The organism is uncultured Sphingomonas sp. (assembly GCF_913776855.1).
Classification (GTDB): Bacteria; Pseudomonadota; Alphaproteobacteria; order Sphingomonadales; family Sphingomonadaceae; genus Sphingomonas.
This window is the reverse complement of sequence record NZ_CAJYQD010000007.1, coordinates 14,228-31,511: the sequence shown is the minus strand read 5'-3', so window position 1 is coordinate 31,511 and position 17,284 is coordinate 14,228. Positions and strand designations below refer to the sequence as shown.

Sequence of the window (17,284 nt, the reverse complement as noted above, 5' to 3'; positions counted from 1 at the left end):
TCGATCGTCAACCTCGTCGCCTCCTCGGTGCCGGGGATGAAGGCCGATCAGGTGACGATCATCGACCAGATGGGCGCGCTGCTGAGCAAGCCGACCGACGGCAGCGAAGGCTCGACGCTCTCCGACGAGCGGATCGATTACCAGCGGCGCATCGAGGACAAGTATCGCGCGCAGCTCAACACGCTGCTGACCCCGCTGCTGGGCGCCAACAATTTCTCGGCCGAAATCCAGGCCGATGTCGATCTGGACCAGAGCCAGGCGACGCGCGAAAGCTATGACAAGCAGGGCGTCGTCCGCGCCGAACAGGGCAATTGGCAGGGCAACACCCCCGGCGAGACGACCCCCGGCGGCGTACCCGGTGCGCTGAGCAACACGCCGCCCGCCGCATCGACGCTGGCGACCGCGACCCCCGGCCCCGCCGGTGCCACGGTCCAGCCGGGCACGGCACCGGGCGCCACGGCGCCGGTCAAGACCAGCGAGAATTTCAACCGCGCCTATGACCTGGGCAAGGAAGTGTCGGTGACCCGCGCCGCCCCCGGATCGATCCGTCGCCTGTCGGTCGCCGTGCTGCTGCGCGAACCCGAAGGCGCCAAGCCGCGCACCCCGGCCGAAATCCAGCAGATCAACGACCTGGTGAAGGCAGCAGTCGGTTATAACCAGCAGCGCCAGGACACGGTGACGGTCATCAGCCGGAAATTCTCGCCCGATGCGGTCGCGACCGACGTCGCCCGCCCGTGGTATGATGCCGACTGGGTGCCGCTGGCCGCCCGCAACGGCACCGCGCTCATCATCGCGCTGCTGGTGCTGTTCATGGGGGTCCGCCCGATGGTCAAGGCGATCAACGAGAAGCGCAAGGCCGATGCCGCCGCCGAAACCGCGCGCGCCACCGCTGCCGAGGCCGCCCAGCAGGCCGCGCTGGCCGCCCCCGCCGGGCCGGAGCCGGTCAGCATGGAGATGCTCGAAACCGCGCAAGGATATGACGACCGGGTCGGGCTGGTCCGCGGCTTCACCCGCGACAATCCGACGCGCGCCGCACTCGCCATCCGTGACATGATCCAGTCGGATACCAAGCAGTGAACGCCCCCGTCCGTATCCAGACCGGCGTCGAGCGCGCCGCGGTCCTGATGATGCTGGTCGGCGAGGAGGAAGCCGCCGCCATCCTGCAGAAGCTGGAACCCGAAGAGGTCCAGCAGCTGGGCAAGGCGATGTTCAGCGTCGCCGATGTCAGCGAGGACGAAGTGTCGGTGGTCCTCGACGATTTCGTCGAAAAGGCCCGCGAGCGCACGACCGTCGGCTTCGACCCGCGCCCGCATATCGAACAGGTGATGAACCGGGCGCTCGGCGCCGACAAGGCGGAGAGCGTGCTGGCCCGGATCACGCCGGTCGAGACCGCGTGCCAGATCGAGCTACTCGACTGGATGGACGCGGCCGAGATCGTCGGCCTGATCAAGGACGAGCATCCGCAGATCGCCGCCGTCCTGCTCGCCAATCTCGACCCCAGCGTCGCGGCGCAGGTGCTGGAGGGGCTGCCCGAGGCGTCGCAGCCGCAGATCCTGCACCGCATCGCCAAGCTGGGACCGATCACGCCCGAGGCGATCGATACGCTGAAATCGATGCTGTCGCGCCGGTCGACCGGCCGTTCCAGCGGCACCGGCGTACAGCTGGGCGGGGCCAAGGATGCCGCGAAGATCCTGTCGTCGGGCCGCAAGGCGACCGAGACGCGGGTCATGCCGAAACTGGCCAAGATCGACCGCGACATTGCCCGCCAGATCGAGGACCAGCTGTTCGTCTTCGACAACCTGCTGGAGATGGACGACAAGAATCTGGGCGTGCTGATCCGCAACGTCGACAGCGACCTGCTGGTGCGCGCGCTGAAGGGCGTCGACGAGAATGCCCGCAACCGGTTCCTGGGCTGCATGTCGGCGCGCGCCGCCGACGGCATCCGCGACGAGATGGAGGCACGCGGGCCGATGAAGCTCGCCGAGGTGCTCGACGCGCAGAAGGGCGTCATCACCGTCGCGCGCCAGCTGGCCAAGGACGGAACGATCATGATGGGCGGCGGCGACGACGATTATGTTTGAGAGCGCCGCATCCCCCCTGCCCGCCGGCGGTTTCGTCGCCGGGTTCGCCAGCCGCCACGTCGCGGCGGCCGACATCCTAGCCCGCGCCTTCGGTACGCCCGATCCGTTCGCGGCGACCGGCGTCGTGCCGGTGCGCCCGGCCGATTTCGGTGCCGCCGTCGAACCGGTGCAGCCGACGGGTCCGAAGCATTTCCGCCCCGCCGATCCCGATGCCAACCCGACCGAGGGCTGGGACCCGTTCAGCGCGGTCGTCGACGAGGTTTCGCACACGCTGGACCCGGTCGCCGAAGCCCATGCGGCGGGCTATGCCGAGGGACTGGCCGCCGCTGCCGCCGCGAGCCAGTCCGACACCGCGCGCGATCAGGCGCTGCTGGCGAAGCTGGCCGATGCGCTGGGCACCGCGACCCATGTCGACCGCGAGGCGATGGCCGCGCGGCTGCGCCAGACCGTCCTGACGCTGGTGCGCCAGATCGTCGGCGAAGTCGGCGTGTCGGCCAACCACCTGGTCGAGCGGATCGATGCCGCCGCCGACCTGTTGGCCGATGGCGTCGAATCGGCGATCCTGCGGATGCACGAAGCCGACATGCCGCTCGTCGAAGGCAAGCTGCCCAAGGCGGTGTTCCCGGTCGCCGACGCCCATGTCGAGCGCGGCGGCTTCATCCTCGAATCCGCCTCGACCGTGGTCGAGGATGGTCCGTCGCTCTGGCTGGAACAGCTGGGTGCCGCGATCGAAACCGTGCAGGTCCCCCGCTGATGCTCAACCGTTTCGCCGACGATTATCTGGGCGCGCTGGCCCCGACCGATTTCCGCCCGCGCGCGCGGGTGGCGGGCAAGCTCGCCAGCTATGACGGGCTGCTGATGGAAGCGGTCGGGCTGTCGCTGCCGGTCGGGACTGTGTGCCAGGTCGGCACCGGCGATGGCGGCCATGTCGAGGCGGAGGCGATCGGGTTTCGCAACGGTCGCACGCTGATGATGAATCTGGGCGGCCCTGCCCCGCTCCTCCCCGGTGCGCTGGTGCGGCCGGGCGACAAGCCGGGCGAGGCCGAGGTCGGCGATGCGATGCTCGGCCGGGTGGTCGACGGCGCGGGCAAGCCGATCGACGGCAAGGGGCCGATCCGCGGTGCGGGTCGCTGGCCGCTGGCCGGGCGTATCCAGTCGCCGCTGGACCGGGGCCGCGTCCTCGAACCGATGGACGTCGGCGTGCGCGCGATCAACGGGCTGCTGACGATTGGTCAGGGGCAGCGCGTCGGGATCATGGCGGGGTCGGGTGTCGGCAAGTCGGTGTTGCTCGGCATGATGGTCCGCGCCGCCAAGGCCGATGTGATCGTCGTCGGGCTGATCGGCGAGCGTAGCCGCGAGGTGTCCGACTTCCTCGAAACCAAGCTGAAGGGCGATGCGCGGGCGCGGTCCGTCGTGGTCGCGGTGCCGGCCAACCATTCGCCGGTGCTGCGCATTCGTGGAGCGCTGCGCGCGACCGCGATTGCCGAGGCGTTTCGCGAACAGGGCAAGAAGGTCCTGCTCATCATCGATTCGCTGACCCGCGTCGCCCATGCGGGGCGTGAGATCGGGCTGGCGCTGGGCGAACCGGCTTCCGCGCGAGGATATCCGCCCTCGGCGATCGCGATGCTGCCGGGGCTGATCGAGCGGGCCGGCACCTGTGTCCGCACCGGCGGGTCGATCACCGCCATCTATACCGTGCTGGCCGATGGCGACGACAACAGCGATCCGGTGGTCGATTCGGCGCGCTCGATCCTCGACGGGCATATCGTGCTGAGCCGCCAGCTGGCCGAACGCGGCGTCTATCCCGCGATCGACCTGGGGCCGTCGGTCAGCCGCGTGATGACCGACATCGCCGACAAGCCGCATCTGGCCGCCGCCCGCGTGCTGCGCCGGCATCTGGCGACGTATGAGGAAAATCGCGATCTGGTGCTGATGGGCGCCTATCGCCCCGGCACCGATGCTGCGATCGACGGCGCGCTCGCCGCGCATCCGGCGGTCATGGAATATGTGAAGCAGGATTCGGACGAGGTGGTGTCGCTGGACGATGCCGTCGCCGAGCTGGTGGGGGTGTTCGGTGTCTGACAAGGCGAAGCGCCTGTCGCGCGTGCTGCGCGTGCGGACCATGCAGCTGAACCTGACCCAGGCCGAAGAGGCGCGCGCCGCCGCCCGCGTGGCGGAGGAGATCGCGCTGCGCGACCGCATCCTCAATCTGGCCCAGGCCGTGTCGCCGGTGCCGACGCCGAGCGCCAGCGCGCAGACGCTGGGCGCCGCCGCCCATTACCGCGAAAAGCTGCACGCGACGGCGCGCGTCGTCGAACATCGCGTGGCGCAGGCCGATGACGGGCTGACCCGCGCCAAATCGGCCACCATGGCCGCCAAGCGCGACCAGAGCGCAGTCGAAAAGCTGCTGGAGCGCGCCCATGCCGCCCGCGCGCTGCGCGAACTGCGCGCGCTGGAGAATGCGCCGCCGGTCCGTCGCCTCAATCGGCACGATCCTTGCTGATCGACCGGTCGAACGCCTTGACGGATCGACCCATGCAATTGCTCTCGGCCCTTTCCAGCACCACGTCCCCGCTTGCGATGCAGGCGATGCCGCTTGTCGGAACGCCGGCCGGCGACTTTGCCGCGTTGATCGCGGGGATGGTGCCGGCCGGCGATGCGACGGCGGTGACGGCTCCGGCCGAACGGCAGGCGGTTGCCCCGACCGGCAACCCCTTGCCGGTACCGCTTGCCACGCCGGTCGCACTGGACGGCGTGGTCCCGACCGAGGCGGTTGCGCCGATGCCCCCGCCGCTGCCGGTATCAGCGACCGAGGCGGTGCTGATGCTGCCGCAGGAGGCAACTGGACCGGCGGCGACGCTGGTCCGGGCGGCCGCCCCGGTGCTGGTAACTGCCACCACCGGCGTGCTGGCGGACGTGCTGCCCGACGAGATGACGGTCGAAACCCCGCCGCGTGCCGAGGATGTCGCCGCCCGCGTGCCGGCCATGCCGGTGCCGACCCGCTTTGCGGTGGTTCCGCCCCGTACGAAGCGGGCCGAGATTGCGACGCCTGATACCCCGCATCCTGCGCACGACGAGGACGGCGCCGATTCCGACCAGCCGACGGCGGATGCCGCGGTGCCGATCATCGCCGCGCCGCCGATCGTGCCGCAACCCGCCGCAGCGATCGTATCGCCGGTCGTGGCGCCGGTCGTGGTACAGGCTGGCGATCCTGCCGCTGCATCGGGGGATGACCCGACGCCCGCCGCCGCGCCGGTGATCGAAGGGGGCGAGGTCGTCGCCGCCGAACCGGTATCGACCAGGGCGTCACCGATGCGGATGGCAAAGCGGGTCGACGCCCCCCTGCCCCCCGCGACCGCCCGCCGGGGCGCAGTGGTCGATCGGACCGCCGGGGTCGATAAGGAAGAAGTCGCCAGCGGCGCCGAACCGGCGATCGGGCGCGTGACGCCGCTGCATACCGACAAGGTGGTCCCGGTGCATGTCGTGGTGCCACCGGTCGCGGACGACGCGCCCGTTCGGAACGCAGGGTCCGCCGTCCTGCAACCTGCAACGCGCACCCCGGTCGCGGCGTCGTCCGTCGTGTCGCCGGCGATGCCGATGCCGGACAGCGCACCGGTCGTATCGAGCGTTCGCCCGACCGGGCCGGTGCCGACCGCCGGCAGCCCGCCGGTCGCTTCGGTAGCGCGAGGTGGTCTTGCGGGAGGAATGATCGACCTGTTGCCGGTCGAAGCGGCTGCGGCAGTGCCCGCTGCGCAGGAAGGGGTAGAGGTCGTGCCGGCCACGCGCGCCGATCGCGCGGCAGCGCCGGGTACCGTCGACGTCGCTCCGTCCGGCCGGGCGACGAACGCCGATGCGATCGCGCGATCGACGGCGGTGCCGCTCCCGCCCGGTGCTTCGGCGGCGCTATCGCCCTCCCTCCGGTCCCCCCCGCCGGCGCGCACAGGGTTCGCGCCTGTCGCCCCTGCGCCGCGCCGCGCCATGGTGCCTGACGCCGCGATGGTCGAGCGCGACACGATCGTGTCAGCGCCGGCTGCCGATCCGGGCGCAGCCGTGCCGATGACGGAAGCGGGCGTTGATCGCGAGCCGACAGGCCCTGACGCCGCTGTGCCAACGGCCCAGCCCGCAATCCCCGTGCCGACGGAGGAAGCGATCGCCGAACGCCCGCCGATCGCACGCGAAGCCACGGCGCCGATTGCACCGATGGCGTCCCCGCCGACCATGGTCGCGCCTGCCGGAGAAGCGGTCGTTACTCGCCAGCCGATCGCGCCTGACGCCATCGTGGCGGACGCCACCCGGCCGCCCACCCTCGCGCCGTCGTCCAGCGAAGCGATCGCCGATCGCCCGCCGATCGCCAGCGAAGCCGCTGCACCCGTCGTTCCGGTCGCCGCCCCGGCGGCCCAGCCGACCGTCCTGGCGTCGCCGGTCACGCGAATCGCCAGCCTGCCGATATCCGACGCCGCCCCGGTTACGGACGCGAACCCGCGCGAGGGTGACGATAGCACGCCGACCGTTCGTCGCGTAGCCGATGCCCCGCCCGGCACGCCTGCGGTGATGCCACCGGTCACCCGCATCGCTGCCGCGCCGGTGGCGGAGGTCGCGCCGGTCGTGGTCGGCGCGGTGCTGCGCGACGGCGATACGCCGGCCCCGCGCGCACGGCGGGACGATGATCCGGCGATCCCGACGACCGGCGCCATCGCCGCGCCCGATGCCGCCGTGCCGCGCCCGGTCGCGCCGACCGCCCATGCCGCGAACCCGACGCTCGATACCCGCCAGCCGCAATGGGTGGAGGGGATGATCGACCGGATCACGACGCTGCGCGAGGCGAGCGACACGAACGGCGGCGAAACCCGCATCCGCCTGTCGCCCGACGCGCTGGGCGATGTCGAGGTCGCGATCCGCACCGGCGACGATGGCAAGCTGCACGTCCACTTCAACAGCGACAATGCCGATGCCGGCCGCCTGCTGGCCGAGGCGCAGCCGCGGCTGGTCCAGATGGCCGAGGCACGCGGGCTGAAGCTGGGCGGGATGCAGGTCGATGTCGGATCGCAGCAATCCGGGCAGCCGCAGCGGCAAGCACAGGACAATCCCGTGCCGCGCGCACCCCGCGCCGCCACGAGCCAGACGAACACGCAAACCACCCGATCCGATGATCGGATCGCCTGAGGAACCATGACATGAGCGACAAGGACACGCCGGAGGAAAAACCGGCCAAGAAGAAGGGCAAGCTCGGCAAGATCATCGTCATGGCGGTCGGCGTCCTCGTCCTGCTGGGCGGTGGCGTGGGCGCCGGGCTATATGCCAGCTCGTCCGGCCTGATCGGCGGCGGGCACGCCAAGGAAGGCGAGCATGAGGCGGTCAAGAAGGACCTGCCCAAGCTGGTCCCCAAGTCCGAGGAAGTGAAGGCCGGCGCGGAAGGCGGCGGCGAAGGTGGCGGCGGTGGCGAAGGCGGCGGCGGCGAAGGCGGCGGCGAGTCGGCCAATAACGGCGAGGGCGGACGCCCGACGCCCGAGATGGAAGGCGGCGACCGCTATGCGTCGAGCTATTACGCGATGGAAAAGGAGTTCACTTCCAACCTGACCGACAGCACGCACTTCATCCAGGTCGGCATCGCCATCTCGACGTCGTACGATCACAAGGTCCTCGACAATCTGAAGACCCATGAGATCGCGATTCGCTCGGCCATCCTGCTCGCGCTTGGCGAGACGACCGAGGATCAGGTGTTCACCGCCGAGGGCAAGAAACAGCTGTCGCTGCGCATTAAAAAGGCGATCAACGACACACTGGAGCAGAAAGAGGGCTTTGGCGGCATCGGTAACGTTTATTTTACCCAATTTGTCGTTCAGTAAACGTGCATGGTTAACGCCCCGTCCACTTCTGCGCCCGAGCGCCGCGAACGGACCCGCCGGACGGCCCCGGCGTCGCACGTGCCGAGCCTTGGCGCGGCGAACCTCAATCCGTTCGGCGACCTCCACGCGCTGGAGCATCTGTCGGCACGGATGGCCCGGTCGATGCGCCAGGTGTTCGAACCATTGCTGCGCCGGGGCGTGCGCAGCTGGGCCGAACCGGTCGAGGTCGATCGATTCGCGGGCTATGTCCAGGCGCGGCGCAAGGACCGGCTGACCGGATGGGTGCCGATGACGTTGTCGACCGGGGGAAGCCCGGCGATCATCGTGTTCGACGGCGCGTTCCTGCTGGAAGTCCTCGACATCTTCTTCGGCGGGTTCGGCGAAGCCCCTGCCCCGCTGCCGATCGAATTCTCGCCGGCGGCGGAGGCGATGCTGCGGCGGCTGGCGGGTGCGATCGCGCAGCCGCTGAGCGAGGCATGGGGTCCGCTGGCGGGCATCGGCTTCGAACCCGGCAATCCTGAATCGAACCCGGCGATGATGGGCGCGATCGATGGCGAGGACGCGGTGATCGCGACCCGGTTCGGCATCGCGGCGGGCGATGCGGAGCCGACCTTCATCGACATCCTCTATCCCGTAGCCGCGCTGAAACCCCATGCGCCGCAGCTGTCGACCAAGGTGCATGGCAAGAGCGCGCCCGATCCGAAATGGCTGGCCGGCCTGACCCGTGCGGTGATGAGCGTGAAGCTGCCGGTGCGGTCGGTGCTGGCCGAACCGGTCGTGTCACTCGCCATGCTGCTGGAGCTGAAGGAGGGCGACATCATCCCGATCAGTTTCGGGCCGCAGGTGCCGGTCTGGGTCGCCAACCGGCGGCTGGGCACCGGCACGGTCGGCACCGCCAACGGACAGGCCGCGATCAAGCTCAACTCCATCGACCCCGGTTTCGAAGAGGAATTCCAATGAACGAGATGACCGGTGGCTTCCCCGCCGAAGCGTCGCTCGCCGCCAATTTCAAGCTGTTGCAGGATGTCGACGTCCGCCTGACCGTCGAGATCGGGTCGACCCAGCTGACCTTGCGCGAACTGCTGGCGCTGAGCGAGCAGAGCGTGATCGAGCTGGACCGCGCCGCCAACGAATTGCTCGACGTGTTCGTCAACGGCACGCTGATCGGCCGGGGCGAGGTCGTGACGGTCGGCGACCGCTTCGGCGTGCGCATGACCGAGCTGGTCAGCCCGGACAAGCGGGTCAGCCGCTGATGATGTGGTCGTACATCCTGAAGCTGGTCATCCTGCTGCCGCTGGTGTGCGGGCTGATGATCGGCTGCCTGTATCTGTGGCGTCGGCTGGAAGCCAGGATGCCGGGCAATCAGGGCGAACGGCTGGTGAAGGTGCGCGAGACGATGATGGTGTCGACCGGCACCAAGCTGGCCGTGCTGGAGTTCGACGACCGGCTGCTGCTGGTATCGGTCAGCCGTAACGGCGTCACGCTGCTGGACCGGGGCGACAAGTGAGCGTCCTGGGGGGGAAGCTCGCGCCGGTGCTGTCGCGGATGCGCTATCGCCCGTCGCCGATCGCCGCGGCGCGCCGGCGGACGATGGCGACGGTGCCGGCGCAGACGGTGAAGGTCCGCCGCCCGGCGCGCACGCTGCCGCACTGGCGGCTGGAGGTCGTGCTGGCGCTGCTGGGCCTCGCACTGATGCTGTTCCTCGCCATGCCGGCGATGGCGCAGGGGGTGCCTGCCGCGCCGGCGGCGACACCGGGGGCGGCCGACGCACTCGACCGCGCGCTCGGGCAGCTGGGCGGCGGCAACGACGCCCCGATGGCGCTGTCGCTGCAGATCCTCATCATCATGGGGCTGTTGTCGGTCCTGCCCGGCATCCTGCTGATGATGACCAGCTTCACGCGGATCATCATCGTGCTGGCGGTGCTGCGCCAGGCGCTGGGCCTGCAACAGACGCCGCCCAATCAGGTGCTGATCGGCCTGTCGCTGTTCCTGTCGCTGTTCGTGATGTCGCCGGTGATCGGCCGGATCAACGAGACGGCGATCAAGCCTTATGCCGCCGGGCAGATCAGTTCGACGCAGATGATCGAGGCGGCCAGCCTGCCGCTCCATTCGTTCATGCTGAAGCAGACCCGGACCAAGGACGTGACGATGTTCGCGCAGATGGCGAAGATCGGCCCGATCGCGACGCCCGCCGACACGCCGTTCTCGATCCTGCTGCCCGCCTTCGTCACCAGTGAACTCAAGACCGCGTTCCAGATCGCGTTCCTGATCTTCCTCCCCTTCATCGTCATCGACCTGGTGGTCGCGACGGTCCTCATGTCGCTGGGCATGATGATGCTGTCGCCGACGATCATCTCGCTGCCGTTCAAATTGCTGCTGTTCGTGCTGGTCGATGGCTGGGCCTTGACCATGGGCAGCCTTGCCGCCTCTTTCGTGAGTTAGCGCCAATGGACGCAGGCTATTTCATGACCGTCGCGCGCGAAGCGATGTGGGTGCTGGCGCTGGTCGCGGCACCCATCCTGATTCCGGCGCTGGTGTCGGGCCTCATCCTCGGCATGATCCAGGCGGCGACGTCGATCAACGAACAGACGCTGTCGTTCGTGCCGAAGCTGGCGGTGGTCGGCATCAGCCTGGCGGTGTTCGGGGGCATGATCCTGGGGCTGCTGAGCGATTTCACGACGAGCATCTTCGAGCGGATTCCGGATCTGGTGCGGTGAACGCCGGGGCCGCTTCCTGCGCGCCGTCCGTCATTCCGGCGCAGGCCGGAATCCATGGATGGGGAGACGGTTGCGCGCCTTCGATGACACCCGACACAATGGATTCCGGCCTTCGCCGGAATGACGGGGTTGGTGTGGAAGGACACTCGCGCCCCACTCGCCGTACCCCGGCGGAGGCCGGGGTCCAGTGGCGGACCGGTTCGATCGATTCGATGACGTTGCCCAACTGGGCCCCGGCCTTCGCCGGGGTACGGGTTGGGGGTGACGTCCGCCATTGCCGTACCCCCGCGCAGACGGGGGTCCAGGGTTGCGAGCGTCGGCGTTTGGGGCGCTGGGCCCCCGCCTGCGCGGGGCCACGGCAAAGTATGCGGGCGGCGTTGCGGACACCCGCCCCATGCTAGGCTTCGGCCTGTCGATCGAGCCGCAGCTGTGGGCGCTGCTCTTCACCATGGTCCGTATCGGTGCGGCGTTCATCGTCGCGCCGGTGTTCGGCGCGGTGGCGATGCCGGTGCAGGTGCGGGTGCTGCTGTCCGGGGCGATCGCGGTGTTGGTGCTGAAGGCGCAACCCTTCGCCATTCCGACCGAGGTGTTTTCGCTCACCACTTTCCTCAGCATCGCGGCGGAAGGGCTGGTCGGCCTCGCCATCGGCCTTGTCCTGCAGATCGCGTTCGCCGCACCGGTGATCGCCGCCGAAGTCATCGGCATTTCGATGGGCATCGGGTTTGCGGCGATGGTCGATCCGCAGAACGGTGCGCAAAGTCCGGCGCTCGGCACGTTCCTGTCGGTATTGCTGACGCTGTTGTTCCTCTCGCTCGACGGGCATCTGCTGCTGATCGACCTGATCGTGCGATCCTATGAGCTGTTGCCGCCAGGCGCAGCGTGGCTGTCGGCCGCCAAGCTGGAGAATATCGCGATCTTCGGCGGCTATGCGTTCCTGTCGGGACTGCTCCTTGCGCTGCCGGTCGGGTTCCTGCTGCTGTGCCTCAACCTCGTCATGGGGATGTTGTCGCGTTCGGCCCCCGCGCTCAACCTGTTCGCGGTCGGGCTTCCCGCCAGCCTGTTCGTCGGGGTCGTCGCCTTGTTCGTCGCCTTGCCCGCCATGACCGACTATATGCTGGTCATCGTGCAGGAGGCGCTGGACGCCGCCAATACGCTGGTGCTGGGAGGCGTGCGGTGAGCGAGGACAAAACCGAAAGCCCAACCCAGAAGCGCCTCGACAAGGCGCGCGAGGATGGCGACATCCTCAAGTCCAAGGAACTGGGCGCGGCGCTAGTCATCCTGGCCGGGTGCGCATGGCTCGCGCTGCTCGGTCCTTCGCTGGTCGGGGCGTGCAAGGCGATCATGACCGCCAGCTTCAACTTCGGCCGGGCGGACGTCGAGGATTTCCAGCCATGGCGCCCGCTGGTCGAGGCGGGGTGGAAGCTGCTGCCGTCGCTGGGCGGCATCCTCGCGCTCGCGGTATCGGCCAGCATCCTGGCGCAGGCAGGGCTGACCGGCATCCGCTTCAACGGCGGCGCGCTGGCGCCCAAGGGGTCGCGGATCAACCCGGCGTCGGGGATGAAGCGCATCTTCGGCACGCAGGGCTGGATCGAACTGGGCAAGTCGCTGCTGAAGGTCATCCTGCTGGGTGCCATCGGCTATGTCATGCTGAAGAAGGCATCGGTCAGTTCGGTCGGCTTGGTGTCGTCGAACGTCGATCAGGCGGTCGGCGATCTGGGCGGCACGTTCCTGACGCTGTTGTTCGTGATGGCCGGCGGGCTGGTGCTGATCGCGGGCCTCGACGTTCCGCTGGCGATCTTCCAGCGGATGCAGCGGTTGCAGATGTCGAAGCAGGAAGTGCGCGACGAGCATAAGGAAAGCGATGGCGATCCGCATGTGAAGGCGCAGATCCGCCAGCGGCGGCACGACATCTTGAAAGGCGGCTTCCGGCAGGCGGTGGGCGAGGCGCAGGTCGTGCTGACCAACCCGACCCATTTCGCGGTCGCGCTGCGCTACGACCATGGCCGCGACCAGGTGCCGGTGGTGGTGGCCAAGGGGCGCGGCGCCACCGCGCTCGCCATCCGCGAACTGGCGGCGGAGGCGAAGGTGCCGATGCTCGAATATCCGCAGCTTGCCCGCGCCGTCTATTATACCAGCCGCCAGGGACAGGAAATCCGCGACGACCTGTACCTCGCCATCGCCACCGTCCTGGCGTTCGTCATGGGCGTCAACCGGCAGGCGGGCGGTATCCAGCCGCCGGTGACCGTGCCGGCGGAGGCGCGCTATGACGAAAACGGCAATCTGGCGGGTAAAAATCCCTAAAGATTCGTTCCCCCGTGCCGTTGGTTGGGGGAGACGGACCGCACCGGGGATGAACAATGGCGATCACGACGACCAGTGCGACGGCCACCGCCACCACGACGAAGACGACCGCCAGCAGCACGACGACCAAGGCGACCACGCCCAACCTCGCCACTGCGCTGGGCGCCGGATCGGGCGTCGATACCGCCGCGCTCGTCAAGAACCTGGTCGAGGCACAGTTCGCCGCCCGCAACGCCCGCCTGTCCAAACAGTCCGACACGCTGACCGCGCAGGTATCGGCGGTGTCCGAGCTGAAATCGGGCATCACCGAATTCGCCAGCGCCTTGACCAGCCTGGCCGAGAGCGGCGGGTTGACCACCCAGCTGAGCAGCAGCGGGTCGGCGGTGAAGGTATCGGCGGCCAGCGGGGCGAAGGTGGCCAGCCTGAACGCCAGCGTGACGGTCGCGCGCCTCGCCACACCACAGGTCGCGGTTACAAAGGAATCGTTCAGCACGACCGGTTCGGTCGGCACCGGCACGATCCAGCTGACGCTGGGCAACGTGGGGTCGGACGGCAAGTTCAAGGGGAACGGCACGACCATCCCGCCGATCACCATCACCTCCAGCGATGCGGCATCGCTGCAAACGGTCGCTGACAAGATCACCGCGGCAAAGGCGGGCGTCACCGCCAGCGTGGTGACCGACGCCAATGGCCAGCGGCTGGTGCTGCGCAGCACCGACGGCGCGAACCAGGCGTTCACCGTCAGCACGACGCCCGATGCGGGCAGCACCGGGCTGGAGCGGCTGAACGTCGATTTCGACGATACGACCACCGATGGCGCAGAGGTCGTGACCCGCGCCGGCAATGCGGTATTCAGCGTCGACGGCGTGCCGATGGTCAGCGCTTCCAACAAGATCACCGGCGCGGACGGCGTGGTCCTCGAACTGAAGGGCGTGACGACCGATGGTCCGGTGACGCTCAGTTCGTCGACGCCGACCGATGCGCTGAAGGACGCGGTGAACAACGTCGTCGCGGCCTATAACAACATGCTGGCGTCGGTGAACAAGGCGACCGACCCGATCACCGGCGACCTGCGCGCCGATCCGGCGGCGATGGCGATGAAGCGGGCGCTGCAGAAGCTGAGCATCGCCGACCTGACCGGAAAGAAGGACGGCAGCCCGACCACGCTGGCGCAGATCGGCATCGCGACCAACAATGACGGATCGCTGCGCGTCGACAAGACGCAGCTGGCATCGGCGCTGGCCAAGAACCCGGATGCGGTGGAGGCGATGTTCGCCGCCGCCAGCGGCACCGACGGCACGACCGGCACCAGCCTGCCCGCCGCGCTCAACCGGATCGCGGTCAATGCCAAGAGCACCACGCTGGGCCTGGGCGCCAGCGACAAGCGCTATGCCGATGCGCAGGGTGCGCTGGCCAAGGAACAGGCGAAGGTCGCCGAACAGACCGAACTGACCTCCACCCGGATGACGCAGCAGTTCGCGGCGTCCGAAGCGCGCGTCGCGGCGTACAAGGCGCAACAGACCTTCATGGAAAACCAGATCAAGATGTGGTCGAAGAGCGAATAATGACCCGCTATGCCACTGCCCTGGCAGGCGATCCTGCCCAGACCTATCGCTCGGTCGACCTGGCTGCCCGCACCGGCGGCGCGGATCCGCACGCGCTGGTGTCGCTGCTGTACGAGGAAGCGATCCGTGCGCTGCGGTCGGCGGCATGGGCGACGACCAACCGCCAATATGCGATGAAGGGCGAGCGCGTGACCCGCGCGACCGCGATCCTGTTCGCGCTGGAGGCGGGCCTCGATTACGAAAAGGGCGGCGACCTGTCGCAGACGCTGTCGCGGCTCTATACGGGCCTGCGCGACCAGATCGTCAACGCCAGCATCGGACAGGACGCGCAACCGTTCCTGAACGCCGCCGCATCGCTGACCGACATCGCCGAGGCGTGGGAAGCGGTCCGGCCGCGCTGATCCCGGCGGTTCCGATTTCCCCTCTCGACGGTGGCATCGGTCGCCATGATCCGCTAGCGGTGCGCGCATGAAGCAACCGCATATCGTCGCGCTGGGGGGCACGCTGCGCCCGACATCGGGAACCGCCGCCGCGCTGGAACGCGCGCTGGCCCATGCCCAGGCGCTGGGCGCGCGGACCACGCTGCTGACCGGGCCGGCGATCGATTTCCCGAACTATGAACCCGAAGCGGCGATCGGCAATGCGCGCATCCAGTCGTTCCTGCGCGCGCTGCGCGATGCGGACGGCATCATCATCGGGTCGCCGGGCTATCACGGCACGTTGTCGGGGCTGGTCAAGAACGCGCTCGACCATGTGGAGATGCTGCGTCGCGACGATCGCGTCTATTTCGACGGGATGCCGATCGGCATCGTCGCGACGGCGGCCGGGTGGCAAGCTGCGGTGGCGACGATGACCACGCTGCGCACCGTCGCCCATGCCCTGCGCGGATGGCCGACCCCCGTGGGCGTTGCGATCAACACGATCGAGGACGGCGCGCTCGACAAGGCCGATGGTCAGCTGCGCCTGATGGCCGAACAGATGATCGGCTTCCTGTCCCGATAAATCGGATACGGTTTCATACGATATTAAATTCCGCCGTGTAGCCATGCCTTCTAACGGAGGAATAGTTACATGGCAGGCACGCACCGCGGCTTTCAGTCGATCGGTACCCGAATCCTTGCGATCCAGCTGGCGGCGGGCATTGCCATCGCCGTCACGGTCGGCAGCGCGGGATATTACGGCATGTCGGCCCTTACCGGGTCGATGACGTCGATCTATGACGATCGCATCGTGCCGTTGCGCCAATTGAAGAAGGTGTCGGACGCCTATGGCCTGAACGTGGTCGACACGACCCATCAGCTGCGCGCGGGCAAGCTGAACTGGCAGCAGGCCAGCAGCCGTATCGACGCGGCCGACCGCATCGTGGGCGAGCAATGGTCCGCCTATATGCGTACCGCGCAGACGCCCGAGGAGGCGGCGATCGCCGACGCGGTGAAGGCGAATATGGCGCGATCGAACGAGGCAGTGCGCGCGCTGCACACCATCATCGCCCGCCGCGACCTGCCGGCGCTGGCCAAGTTCGCCGACGATGACATGTACCCCGCGATCGATCCGACGACGTCGGAAATCGTCAAGCTGTCGGATTATCAGCTGCAATCGGCGCAGACGGCACGCGAAGACGGCATTGCGCTGTCGTCGAAACTGACGATCTACATGGCGGTCATCGCCCTGCTTGCGATGGCCGCCGCCGCCGCGGCGGCGTGGTTCGTCGCCAATACGATCCGGCGCAATCTGAACCGGGCGACCGGCCTTGCTGCCGCGGTTGCGGAAGGGGACGTGTCGGTTACGGTCGATGCGACCAGCCGGGACGAGGTCGGAACGCTGATCGACGCGCTGAACGCGATGGTCGTGCGGCTGCGCGGCGTGATCGGCGAAACCAACCAGGCCGCCGAAAGCGTCGCGGCGGGCAGCCAGCAGCTTTCCGCATCCTCGGAACAGGTGTCGCAGGGCGCGACGGAACAGGCCGCCGCCGCCGAAGAGGCCTCTGCGTCGATGGAGCAGATGGCCGCCAACATCAAACAGAATGCAGACAACGCCGCACAGACCGAGAAAATTGCCCGCCAGTCGTCGCAGGATGCCGAGGCGAGCGGCCTGGCGGTCGAACGCGCAGCCAAGGCGATGCGCGCCATCGCGGAGAAGATCGGCATCGTGCAGGAAATCGCGCGACAGACCGACCTGTTGGCGCTGAACGCGGCAGTGGAAGCGGCACGAGCCGGCGAACATGGCCGCGGCTTCGCCGTCGTCGCATCGGAAGTCCGCAAGCTCGCCGAACGCAGCCAGACCGCAGCGGCAGAGATCAGCGCGGTGTCGAGCGAAACCGTCGAAGCGGCGGCGCAGGCCGGCGACATGCTGACCAAGCTGGTGCCCGATATCCGCCGCACCGCCGAACTGGTCGCCGAGATCAGCGCGGCGTGCCGCGAACAGGATATCGGTGCCGACCAGATCAACCAGGCGCTGCAACAGCTGGATCAGGTGACGCAGCAGAACGCGTCGGCATCGGAGCAGATCACCTCGACCTCCGAGGAACTGGCAAACCAGGCCGATGAGCTGAAGGCCAATATCGCCTTCTTCCAGGTCGACGCCGATCCGCGTATCGCCCCCCGCGCGCCGGTACGCACACGTTCGGCCAAGCCGGCGGCGCGGGCCAAGCCCGGATCGGTCGGCGACCAGCAGGCGCGGGTACGGGGCTTCGCCCTCGACCTGACGCAGGGCGGCGCGGACGCCGAGGATGCGGGGTTCGGGCGCGCCGCCTGAACCGACAGGCAGACCGGATC

Annotated in this window: 18 protein-coding genes; all 18 read left to right on the top strand. The window is 68.6% G+C overall.

Translation table 11 applies throughout. The annotated features are described in order from the left end of the window. Positions 1-1,077: flagellar M-ring protein FliF C-terminal domain-containing protein (locus QZ755_RS01990; RefSeq protein ID WP_294319182.1), on the top strand; the 1,077-nt coding region annotated here is incomplete at its 5' end. Then, entirely contained in the window at positions 1,074-2,081 is a 1,008-nt protein-coding gene (fliG, locus tag QZ755_RS01985) for a flagellar motor switch protein FliG (protein ID WP_294319179.1), read from the top strand. The genes QZ755_RS01990 and fliG, both read left to right, overlap by 4 nt. Then, positions 2,074-2,835: a FliH/SctL family protein gene (locus tag QZ755_RS01980; RefSeq protein WP_294319176.1), complete on the top strand. Its 762-nt coding sequence runs from the start codon at positions 2,074-2,076 to the stop codon at positions 2,833-2,835. The genes fliG and QZ755_RS01980 overlap by 8 nt, the downstream gene beginning before the upstream one ends. Then, complete coding sequence (locus QZ755_RS01975; RefSeq protein WP_294319173.1) at positions 2,835-4,163, top strand: FliI/YscN family ATPase; 1,329 nt, start codon at positions 2,835-2,837, stop codon at positions 4,161-4,163. The genes QZ755_RS01980 and QZ755_RS01975 overlap by 1 nt, the downstream gene beginning before the upstream one ends. Next, positions 4,156-4,584, top strand: a complete 429-nt coding sequence (locus QZ755_RS01970) for a hypothetical protein (RefSeq protein WP_294319170.1) — start codon at positions 4,156-4,158, stop codon at positions 4,582-4,584. Before QZ755_RS01975 ends, QZ755_RS01970 begins: the two co-directional genes overlap by 8 nt. Positions 4,585-4,616: 32 nt before the next feature. After that, on the top strand, positions 4,617-7,244 hold the full coding sequence (locus QZ755_RS01965; RefSeq protein ID WP_294319167.1) for a flagellar hook-length control protein FliK: 2,628 nt from the start codon (positions 4,617-4,619) through the stop codon (positions 7,242-7,244). 11 nt (positions 7,245-7,255) lie between these two features. Next, a complete protein-coding gene (locus tag QZ755_RS01960; protein ID WP_294319164.1) occupies positions 7,256-7,927 on the top strand; it encodes a flagellar basal body-associated FliL family protein in 672 nt (223 codons plus the stop codon). A gap of 6 nt (positions 7,928-7,933) precedes the next feature. Beyond that, a complete protein-coding gene (locus QZ755_RS01955) occupies positions 7,934-8,887 on the top strand; it encodes a flagellar motor switch protein FliM (RefSeq protein WP_294319161.1) in 954 nt (317 codons plus the stop codon). After that, on the top strand, positions 8,884-9,180 hold the full coding sequence (gene fliN, locus QZ755_RS01950) for a flagellar motor switch protein FliN (protein ID WP_242415911.1): 297 nt from the start codon (positions 8,884-8,886) through the stop codon (positions 9,178-9,180). Before QZ755_RS01955 ends, fliN begins: the two co-directional genes overlap by 4 nt. Then, on the top strand, positions 9,180-9,434 hold the full coding sequence (locus tag QZ755_RS01945; RefSeq protein ID WP_055758399.1) for a flagellar biosynthetic protein FliO: 255 nt from the start codon (positions 9,180-9,182) through the stop codon (positions 9,432-9,434). Before fliN ends, QZ755_RS01945 begins: the two co-directional genes overlap by 1 nt. Before the next feature lie 185 nt (positions 9,435-9,619). Continuing rightward, positions 9,620-10,369: a flagellar type III secretion system pore protein FliP gene (gene fliP / locus QZ755_RS01940; RefSeq protein ID WP_294319191.1), complete on the top strand. Its 750-nt coding sequence runs from the start codon at positions 9,620-9,622 to the stop codon at positions 10,367-10,369. A gap of 5 nt (positions 10,370-10,374) precedes the next feature. Continuing rightward, positions 10,375-10,644, top strand: a complete 270-nt coding sequence (fliQ, locus tag QZ755_RS01935) for a flagellar biosynthesis protein FliQ (RefSeq protein ID WP_056453084.1) — start codon at positions 10,375-10,377, stop codon at positions 10,642-10,644. 394 nt (positions 10,645-11,038) lie between these two features. Then, complete coding sequence (fliR, locus tag QZ755_RS01930) at positions 11,039-11,821, top strand: flagellar biosynthetic protein FliR (protein WP_294319145.1); 783 nt, start codon at positions 11,039-11,041, stop codon at positions 11,819-11,821. Continuing rightward, positions 11,818-12,945, top strand: a complete 1,128-nt coding sequence (locus QZ755_RS01925) for a flagellar type III secretion system protein FlhB (protein WP_294319142.1) — start codon at positions 11,818-11,820, stop codon at positions 12,943-12,945. The genes fliR and QZ755_RS01925 overlap by 4 nt, the downstream gene beginning before the upstream one ends. A 56-nt stretch (positions 12,946-13,001) precedes the next feature. Beyond that, positions 13,002-14,510, top strand: coding sequence for a flagellar filament capping protein FliD (gene fliD, locus QZ755_RS01920; RefSeq protein ID WP_294319139.1), 1,509 nt, complete (start codon positions 13,002-13,004; stop codon positions 14,508-14,510). Next, complete coding sequence (gene fliS / locus QZ755_RS01915; protein WP_294319136.1) at positions 14,510-14,911, top strand: flagellar export chaperone FliS; 402 nt, start codon at positions 14,510-14,512, stop codon at positions 14,909-14,911. Before fliD ends, fliS begins: the two co-directional genes overlap by 1 nt. A gap of 67 nt (positions 14,912-14,978) precedes the next feature. Continuing rightward, a complete protein-coding gene (locus QZ755_RS01910; RefSeq protein ID WP_294319133.1) occupies positions 14,979-15,512 on the top strand; it encodes an NAD(P)H-dependent oxidoreductase in 534 nt (177 codons plus the stop codon). 69 nt (positions 15,513-15,581) lie between these two features. Then, positions 15,582-17,264: a methyl-accepting chemotaxis protein gene (locus QZ755_RS01905; protein ID WP_294319129.1), complete on the top strand. Its 1,683-nt coding sequence runs from the start codon at positions 15,582-15,584 to the stop codon at positions 17,262-17,264. The last annotated feature ends 20 nt before the right edge of the window (positions 17,265-17,284 follow it).

Excerpts from the sequence above, each read along its gene's own strand:
- QZ755_RS01980 (WP_294319176.1), top strand. The coding sequence starts at position 2,074 with ATGTTTGAGAGCGCCGCATCCCCCCTGCCCGCCGGCGGTTTCGTCGCC.
- QZ755_RS01975 (WP_294319173.1), top strand. The coding sequence starts at position 2,835 with ATGCTCAACCGTTTCGCCGACGATTATCTGGGCGCGCTGGCCCCGACC.
- QZ755_RS01965 (WP_294319167.1), top strand. The coding sequence starts at position 4,617 with ATGCAATTGCTCTCGGCCCTTTCCAGCACCACGTCCCCGCTTGCGATG.
- QZ755_RS01960 (WP_294319164.1), top strand. The coding sequence starts at position 7,256 with ATGAGCGACAAGGACACGCCGGAGGAAAAACCGGCCAAGAAGAAGGGC.
- QZ755_RS01955 (WP_294319161.1), top strand. The coding sequence starts at position 7,934 with ATGGTTAACGCCCCGTCCACTTCTGCGCCCGAGCGCCGCGAACGGACC.
- fliN (WP_242415911.1), top strand. The coding sequence starts at position 8,884 with ATGAACGAGATGACCGGTGGCTTCCCCGCCGAAGCGTCGCTCGCCGCC.
- QZ755_RS01945 (WP_055758399.1), top strand. The coding sequence starts at position 9,180 with ATGATGTGGTCGTACATCCTGAAGCTGGTCATCCTGCTGCCGCTGGTG.
- fliP (WP_294319191.1), top strand. The coding sequence starts at position 9,620 with ATGCTGTTCCTCGCCATGCCGGCGATGGCGCAGGGGGTGCCTGCCGCG.
- fliQ (WP_056453084.1), top strand. The coding sequence starts at position 10,375 with ATGGACGCAGGCTATTTCATGACCGTCGCGCGCGAAGCGATGTGGGTG.
- fliR (WP_294319145.1), top strand. The coding sequence starts at position 11,039 with ATGCTAGGCTTCGGCCTGTCGATCGAGCCGCAGCTGTGGGCGCTGCTC.
- fliD (WP_294319139.1), top strand. The coding sequence starts at position 13,002 with ATGGCGATCACGACGACCAGTGCGACGGCCACCGCCACCACGACGAAG.
- fliS (WP_294319136.1), top strand. The coding sequence starts at position 14,510 with ATGACCCGCTATGCCACTGCCCTGGCAGGCGATCCTGCCCAGACCTAT.
- QZ755_RS01910 (WP_294319133.1), top strand. The coding sequence starts at position 14,979 with ATGAAGCAACCGCATATCGTCGCGCTGGGGGGCACGCTGCGCCCGACA.
- QZ755_RS01905 (WP_294319129.1), top strand. The coding sequence starts at position 15,582 with ATGGCAGGCACGCACCGCGGCTTTCAGTCGATCGGTACCCGAATCCTT.